Origin of the sequence: uncultured Campylobacter sp., assembly GCF_938030815.1 — a bacterium.
Taxonomy (GTDB): Bacteria; Campylobacterota; Campylobacteria; order Campylobacterales; family Campylobacteraceae; genus Campylobacter_B.
In genome coordinates this window covers 1-7,813 of sequence record NZ_CALHII010000250.1, presented here as the reverse complement: position 1 = coordinate 7,813, position 7,813 = coordinate 1, and the positions used below count along the sequence as shown (strand labels likewise).

Below are 7,813 nucleotides of genomic sequence, written 5' to 3'. Positions count from 1 at the left end.
AGGTCGTAGTCGGTAGTTTTTATGATGAGCTTGGCTAGAAGCGAGTCGTAAAACGGCGGAATTTTATAACCTTTGTAGATGTGGCTATCGACGCGTACCGAAGGGCCTAGCGCTGGATAATAATCGCTAACGGTGCCGGGAACGGGGGTGAAATTTTTCCAGACGTTTTCGGAGGGAATACGCGCCTCGATCGCGTAGCCGTGCGGTTTGATATCACTTTGCTCAAGCTCTAAAATTTCACCGTTTGCGATGCGGATCTGGCGCACGACGAGATCGACGCCCGTGACCTCCTCGGTGATGCCGTGCTCGACCTGGATACGGGTATTCATCTCCATAAAATAGAAATTGTTATAATCATCGAGTAGAAATTCTACCGTGCCGACGTTGGTATAATTCACCGCTTTTGCCGCAGCTACTGCGGTCGTACCCATCGTCTTTCGCAGATGCTCGCTTATCGAAGGGCACGGCGCGATCTCGATGATCTTTTGGTGGCGGCGCTGGATCGAACAATCGCGCTCGCAAAGGTGGATGATGTTGCCGTAATTATCGCCGATGATCTGAAACTCGATATGGCGCGGCTTGACGACGAGTTTTTCCATAAAAATTTCATCGTTGTTAAAAAAGGTTTTCGCCTCTCTCGTGCACGAGTCGTAGGCGCTCTGCATATCCTTCTCATCCCACACCTCGCGGATACCGCGTCCGCCGCCGCCGCCGCTAGCTTTTAAAATCACGGGGTAGCCGATCTCGCGCGCATATTTTTTGATCGTATCCATGTTCTCGTGATTTAGCTTTTCGGTACCTGGCACGATCGGAATGCCATTTTTGCGCATCAAATAGCGAGCGATGTTTTTGTTGCCCATTTTTCGGATAACGTCGGGTTTCGGACCGATAAAGATGATCCCTGCGTCCTCGACCTCTCTTGCAAAGTCAAAATTCTCGCTCAAAAAGCCGTATCCAGGATGTATCGCATCAGCGCCACACTCTTTGGCGACTTCGACGATCTTTTTGGCGTCCAGATAGCCTTTTAGCGCATCGGTGCTGACCTCGTAGGCCTCGTCGGCGATTTTTACGTGTAAGCAATCGACGTCGGGTTTGGTGTAGATCGCGACGCTTCCGATATGCAGATCTCTGCAGGCTCTAATGATCCTAACCGCGATCTCGCCGCGATTGGCGATAAGAATTTTACGTATCATAAATAATTGCCTCTTTTAAAGAAATACCGCAGTAATAATAGTATAAAAAATTTTATAGCAAGTTGAAATTCATGAAGGGCGGTTGAAATTCCGGATAAAATTTAAAGAAGATTTATGGTGCCCGAGGTCGGAATCGAACCGACACGAGGTCGCCCTCGCCAGATTTTGAGTCTGGTGCGTCTACCAATTTCACCACTCGGGCATTTAAAAAGTTATGATTGTATAAATTTAAAAGAGAAAAGCCCCGAAGACGGGGCTTGGCGCAAGAAAATTATTTTTTCTTCTTGCCTTTTGCAGCTGCAACAGCCTCTTTTAGCTGTTTGCCAACTTTAAATTTTACTACTTTAGTAGCAGGAGATTTGTAAGTTCTGTTTGTGCCAGGAACTTTACCCTCGCGAGCTGCACGCTCTGCAATGCCGAAAGATCCGAAGCCGATGAAGCTTATGTCATCACCTTTTACCAAAAGCTCTTTGATGGCCTCAAGTGCAGAATCAACTACCTTAACGGTATCTTTTTTAGAAAGACCTGCCTTCTCGGCAACTACTTGGATAAAATCAGCTTTTTTCATGCTAATCCTTTAAAATAAAGTGGTTTGGGCGGTATTCTACAATAGTTTCGCAAAAAATACAATAGTTTTTTAAGAAAAAAACGCAAAAATCGGCAAAATTTAGCCGAATTTAGCCCAAATTCGTCAATTTTTCAGATTTTGCTTCTTTAAATTTCAAAATTCCGCCATATTTTTGGGGCTGATTTTTGAAATTTCGCCCAGTTTTGAAAAATTTTAAAATTTCTCCTCCCCGAGCTTCATTTTTATAAAATTTCGCCCCAGCCTGCCACTTTAAAATATATAAACTATATTTTGTTATAATCCGCGCAAAATTTCAAAGGTTTTTTATGACTAAAATTTTAATGATAGAAGACGATTTAGAACTCGCCGAAATTTTAAGCGAATATCTGCAGCAATACGATATCGATATTACCGTCGCGGACGATACGTTTTTGGGGCTTTCTAAGCTAAATTTAGAAAATTTCAACCTCGTGATTTTAGATCTCACGCTTCCTGGGATGGACGGGCTTGAGGTCTGCAAAGAGATCCGTAAAAACACCGATATACCGATCATAATCTCAAGCGCCCGCCACGATCTTACCGATAAGATCAACGCTTTTGACTTCGGCGCGGACGATTATCTGCCAAAGCCCTATAATCCGCAAGAGCTTTTAGCGCGCATCAAACGCCATATTGAGCGCTACGACATAAACTCGCTCCAGCGCGCCGCAAAGCCAAAAAAAGACCTCGAAGTGGATGATTTCCGCCACGTCATCAGCTTCAAAGGACAGCCTCTATCGCTTACCATCGCCGAATACGACGTGCTTTCGTATCTCATCAAAAAGGAAGGCGGCGCGATCACCCGCGAGGAGCTCATCTACAACTGCAGCTCCATAAGCGAGGAATCATCGAGCAAAAGCATCGACGTCATCATCGGCCGCATCCGCCTAAAGCTTGGCGAAACGTCCAAGGCGCCCAGCTACATCCACGCCATCCGCGGCGTAGGTTATAAGCTGATACAATGAGCGGACTTGCACTATAGACGAGCTTGCGCGATGAAATTTAAATGCTCGCGGCTATAAATTTAATAGATGCCCGTGCGGCGAAATTTAAAGCGCGAATTCCGCACGCTTTTACTATTAAAATTTAAGGCGCCGCAACTGAAGCGTTAAAATTTTACGATAAAATTTTATAGTTATAAATTTAGCGCGCAGTTAGATGCGCGCGGAATTTTATCGTCGAATTCGACAAGCAATTCGGCTCTACGCGCGAGGCGAGTTGTAAAAAGCAGAGCCCAGGACAGCGGGAAAAATTTTAAAATTTAAAGCAATGCGGCTGTTAAATTTAAAAGCGCCCTGCTTTGCGATAAAATTTTAAAATTTACGCGCTGTGCCTTTAAGACCCGCCGTAAATTTAAAGCAGGGCAAGCCGGTTCCGTGCGCCAAAGCAAAGTAAGCCCGCGACTTCAAAGCTTTGAAATTTTAAAAATTTAAGGATCATATAAATTTAATGAAAGTAAGATCGTCGATTTTTTACACCATCACGTTCATCTTTGCGCTCGCTGCCGTGGGCGTTTCGCTCGCTCTGCTCTGGCTCATCGGCTACGATCAGCAAAACTACACCCGCGAGCTAAACTCCAAATACTCCATCGTCGCGCGCGCGAACCTATATCAGATGAGCAAGCTCATTAGCGATGTCGAATACGACCGCCAGGTCGCAAATTTCGAGTTTTCGACCATCCGCGATGAAGCCAAGCGCGATGAGATCATCAAAGGCGCCGAAATTTTAGATAGCATCTCCGCAGACATCGGCTCTGCAGACATCTTGCTGTTTAAGCGTAAACACTATCTCAAAATTACTCACGCTGGCGAGACGCGGCTTTTAAATGACAAGGAGTATCAGCCCTACCGCTACGATATTTTCAAAGCGATCTACGGCGTCATTTTGGCGATCATTCTGCTTGCGTATATCTTTATCATCCGCAAAATTCGACCCCTTCGCAAGCTCAAACGCCAGATCGATAAATTTGCTAAAGGCGATCTTCAGATCAAGGACGTAAGCGTAGGAAACGACGAAATTTCCGAGGTTTCGCACGCATTTTACGAGGCGGTCACGCAGATAAATAAGCTTAACGAATCGCGCCATCTGTTTTTGCGAAACATAATGCACGAGCTCAAAACCCCCATCACAAAGGGTCGCATCGCCGTCGAGATGATCGAGCGCGGTAAAAACCAGGAGCGCCTCATCTCGGTCTTTGAGCGGCTGGAGAGCCTAATCAACGAATTTGCGGCGGTCGAGCGCGCGACTGCGGGCACGGCGCTAATCGAACGCGGAATTTTTCCCATGGATGAAATTTTAAAAGAAGCGCTCGGCATCGCGATGATCGAGCCCGGCTGCGTCACGCTGCAAAATCCGCTAGAGCTAAGCTTAAACGTCGATTTGAAGCTCTTTTGCGTCGCGGTTAAAAATTTAATCGACAACGCCGTAAAATACGCCGCAGACGGTAAAATTTTAATCCGCCTAAATGCCGAGACGATGGACTTCATAACCTTAGGCGAGCCACTACAGAAGGATTTCAGCTACTACAAAGAGGCCTTCGTCAAGGGCACGAACGCCAAACAAAGCTTCGGCCTGGGGCTCTACATCGTCGATAACATTGCTAAGGCACACGGACTAAAATTCCTCTACCGCAGGCAGGATGAGCTAAACGTCTTTTATTTCGAGGGGATCGAAAAGATAGCTGCGTTATGAAATTTAAGCACATTTTTTATATTATTGCGCCAAAAATTCGAAACGAGAAGATGCGAAATTTCATATTTTTAGCGCTATTTTTAAACGCGACCATATTTTTTCTACCTCGCGGCGCACAAGCCGAGAGCTTTATCACCGATGAGGAGTACGGCGCGATGCTGTATAAAAACCCCCGCGGCATCGGCTGCGACAAGTGCCACGGCGAAAAGGGTGAGGGCTCGCTGATCGCGACGTATAAAGAATTTAACCGCACCGCGGGCGCCTACTACGAGCGCGCCCTAAACGCGCCGCCGATCAATAATCTCTCGCTTCAGGAGCTCGCCGACGGGATCAGTAGCTCGCGCGACGTGATGCCAAGCTACTTCCTGACGCAAAACGAGATCATCATCATCTACAAATATATAAAATCGATAAATCAACCAAAAAAGAAGGAGAAAAAATGAATAATCACGACGAATTTTTAGCAGCACAAAAACTTATCCCCGGCGGCGTAGACTCGCCGGTGCGAGCATTCGGCAACGTAGGTGGCGAGCCTTTTATGGTGGATCGCGGCGAGGGCTCGTACATCTACGACGTCGAGGGCAAAAAATATCTCGACTTCGTGCAGAGCTGGGGTCCGCTCATCTTCGGTCACGCAGATGCCGACATTGAGCGCGCCGTCGTGCAGACCGCCAAAAAGGGGCTAAGCTTCGGCGCATCCAGCCCGCTTGAGACACAGCTCGCCTCGCTCGTGCTAAAAAATTTCGATTTCCTAGATAAGATCCGCTTTACCAGCAGCGGCACCGAAGCCACGATGAGCGCGATCCGTCTTGCGCGCGCCTTTAGCGGACGGGATAAAATTTTAAAATTTGAGGGTTGCTACCACGGCCACAGCGACAGCCTGCTCGTCAAAGCGGGCAGCGGCGCAAGCACCTTCGGTAACGCAAGCAGCGCGGGCGTGCCGCAGGACGTCGCAAAAAACACCTACCTAGCCAGATACAACGACATACAAAGCGTAAAGGACGTCCTAGCGCAAAACGACATCGGCACGATCATCATCGAGCCTATCGCGGGGAATATGGGCTTGGTGCCGGCTAATCCAGAATTTTTAACCGAGCTTCGCGCGCTGTGCGACGAGAAAAAGATCGTGCTAATAATCGACGAGGTAATGAGCGGCTTTCGCGCGAGCGAGCTAGGCAGCTACGGCATCTACGGCGTCCGCGGCGATCTGGTAACCTTCGGCAAGGTCATCGGCGGCGGTATGAGCGTGGCGGCATTTGCGGGCAAGCGCGAAATCATGGATATGATAAGCCCGCTAGGAGCGGTGTATCAAGCAGGCACGCTAAGCGGAAACCCCGTCGCAATGGCTGCGGGTATAGCCAGCCTAAGTAAAATTTACGCTAGCGGCGACCTTTACGAAAGGCTCGGCGAGCTTGCGCGCAGGCTTACGGACGGGCTTTGCACCATAGCAAATCGCCGCGGCATCGCGCTGCAAACCGCCTGCGTAGGCTCGATGTTCGGCTACTTTTTCGCGGATGAAGAGGTGCGCGACTATGGCGGCGCCTTGCGAGCAGACACCGCGCGATTTGCGAAATTCCACGGCGAGATGATTAAGCGCGGCGTATTTTTGGCGCCTAGTCAGTTTGAGACGGGCTTCATCTGCGCCACGATGAACGAAGCGCAGATCGACTTTGCGCTAAACGCCGCGGATGAAGCGATGGCGGCGCTTTAAGAGCTGCGTTTTAAAATTTTACGGATTTTAGATGAGAGTAACCAAAAATTTAAATAAAATCGTAAAGGGCGCCTGCGACATCAGCCTAGGCATCTCGATCGTCGTAGCGATCGGCATCGGCGTAGCGATCGGGCTTGGGCTGCGGCACCTCACGGGCTCGCTGCTCCTGCTCTGGCTTGGCATCGCCATCGGTATCGCGGCGGCGTTTTTGAACGTTTACCGTGCGTGTAAGGCGCTAAATTCGAGCCTAAAGGAGCTTGAGGACGATCCGAAATACAAGGCGGATCCGAAAAATTTCGACGATGACGATGAATGGGATGAGCGGGATTGAATAGGCGGTTTTTGCTCATATACTGCGCGCTAAACGCGGCATTTGCCATGCTTGGGCTAGCGCTTTGCGGCGGCGGATTTTTCGGCACGGGCTCTTTCGGCATGCGAGCGCTTGCCTGGCTTCTTAGCTTGGAAGCGGGGTTTTTGGGCGCATTCGGTGCGGTATATTTTTCATTTCGCGCTTACCGAAACAAAATAGAATATGAGCTAAGAGCCGGTAAATACGATGAAATTTTACAGCAAAGCTCTAAAAATTCCGCAGGTTTCATAAGCGGTAAAACTTCCTCCTGTGATACGAATTCCACAAGCCGCGGCGAAAACCAAGGCGGCGCAAGCGGCGATGAAATTTCATACAGCAAAACTTGCGGCGGCGAAATTTTAAATAGCGAAAGCTTTAGGGGCGCAAATTCAGGCGTCGAAATTTCAAACGCACGAAATTCCGAAGGCGCGGTAAATTTCACAAGCGGCGATAGCTGCATCGAAAACGGCAATAGCCGCGCCCTGCACGACGAGACCGCCGCCGAGTGTGCCGCAAACTCTGCCGAGCGTACCGCGAGCTCCGCTAGGTGCGCCGCAAACTCTACCGCCGACGAAGATACCGAAAATTTTACCGCCGAGCGCGACGTAACCGCCGCTGGCGAGCGCGACGTAAATTCTACGAAGAGCGACGACAAAACCTCCGCTTGCGACGCGACCGCTTTAGGACATGCCGCCGATAAATTTAATATGAATGGCAGCGCGACTTGCGGCAACTCGCACGGCGATATAAGCGACGAAGCTAGCGATAGTTTGCAAGGCGACATAGGCGGACGTTGCGACGACTTCAAAAGCGGAGCGAGTGGCGACCTGGGCGACAGCACAGATAACGGCAATCGTGGCGGCGATGTAGATAGCAGCGAGCGGGGCGACGGTACGAGCGATTTTGGGGGTGGGTTTGTCGCCGCGTGCGACAAATCAAAGGATGATTTCGACGGCGCGGACGGCAGCATTGATGATTGGGATGATGAGTGCGAGAGAGGCGAGGTTTGGAGCAATTTTGCGGGAGCGTTTTTCTCTCCGTTTAAAATTTTGTCTTACGCGGCGCTCGTGGTAGCGATCTACCTGCTTGCCAAGCTGTCCTTGCTAAACCCGCTAGCTATTATCTTGGGCGTTGCGATCATTCCTCTGGGCACGATGATCGTTGCTTTCGCTGACAAAGACGCGCGCTAAACTCAAACAGCGCGAGTGGGTGCTTTAAATTTTAAAATTTAGCGTCAGCGGGATTGAGCGCATATTGGCGCA

Annotated in this window: 8 protein-coding genes and 1 tRNA gene; 6 read left to right on the top strand and 3 right to left on the bottom strand. The window is 49.4% G+C overall.

What is annotated here, in order from left to right; all coding sequences use genetic code 11:
* The 3 genes from Q0277_RS09380 to Q0277_RS09370 form a co-directional block, all read right to left on the bottom strand.
* Window positions 1-1,193 (bottom strand): acetyl-CoA carboxylase subunit A (locus Q0277_RS09380; protein ID WP_297997504.1); only part of this gene is annotated, 1,193 nt, incomplete at its 3' end.
* Between the two features lie 115 nt (window positions 1,194-1,308).
* Window positions 1,309-1,395: transfer RNA gene (locus Q0277_RS09375), tRNA-Leu, on the bottom strand.
* Window positions 1,396-1,464: 69 nt separating this feature from the next.
* Window positions 1,465-1,761, bottom strand: a complete 297-nt coding sequence (locus tag Q0277_RS09370) for an HU family DNA-binding protein (protein ID WP_177389243.1) — start codon at window positions 1,759-1,761, stop codon at window positions 1,465-1,467.
* 326 nt (window positions 1,762-2,087) lie between these two features.
* On the opposite strand from Q0277_RS09370, the gene Q0277_RS09365 reads away from it, so the two are divergent.
* The 6 genes from Q0277_RS09365 to Q0277_RS09340 all read left to right on the top strand — a co-directional run bounded on the left by Q0277_RS09365 (window position 2,088) and on the right by Q0277_RS09340 (window position 7,741).
* Window positions 2,088-2,765, top strand: a complete 678-nt coding sequence (locus tag Q0277_RS09365; RefSeq protein ID WP_297997502.1) for a response regulator transcription factor — start codon at window positions 2,088-2,090, stop codon at window positions 2,763-2,765.
* A 484-nt stretch (window positions 2,766-3,249) separates the two neighbouring features.
* Window positions 3,250-4,491, top strand: coding sequence for an ArsS family sensor histidine kinase (locus tag Q0277_RS09360; RefSeq protein WP_297997500.1), 1,242 nt, complete (start codon window positions 3,250-3,252; stop codon window positions 4,489-4,491).
* Window positions 4,492-4,541: 50 nt separating this feature from the next.
* Window positions 4,542-4,934: a cytochrome C oxidase subunit III gene (locus Q0277_RS09355; protein WP_295152060.1), complete on the top strand. Its 393-nt coding sequence runs from the start codon at window positions 4,542-4,544 to the stop codon at window positions 4,932-4,934.
* The gene (hemL, locus tag Q0277_RS09350; protein ID WP_297997498.1) at window positions 4,931-6,202 is read left to right on the top strand and encodes a glutamate-1-semialdehyde 2,1-aminomutase; all 1,272 of its coding nucleotides are present in this window, start codon (window positions 4,931-4,933) and stop codon (window positions 6,200-6,202) included. The genes Q0277_RS09355 and hemL overlap by 4 nt, the downstream gene beginning before the upstream one ends.
* Window positions 6,203-6,233: 31 nt before the next feature.
* Complete coding sequence (locus Q0277_RS09345; RefSeq protein ID WP_005870236.1) at window positions 6,234-6,533, top strand: AtpZ/AtpI family protein; 300 nt, start codon at window positions 6,234-6,236, stop codon at window positions 6,531-6,533.
* 11 nt (window positions 6,534-6,544) lie between these two features.
* Window positions 6,545-7,741 carry a hypothetical protein gene (locus tag Q0277_RS09340; RefSeq protein WP_297997496.1) on the top strand — a complete coding sequence of 399 codons (1,197 nt, stop codon included), beginning with the start codon at window positions 6,545-6,547 and terminating at the stop codon, window positions 7,739-7,741.
* Window positions 7,742-7,813: the final 72 nt, after the last annotated feature.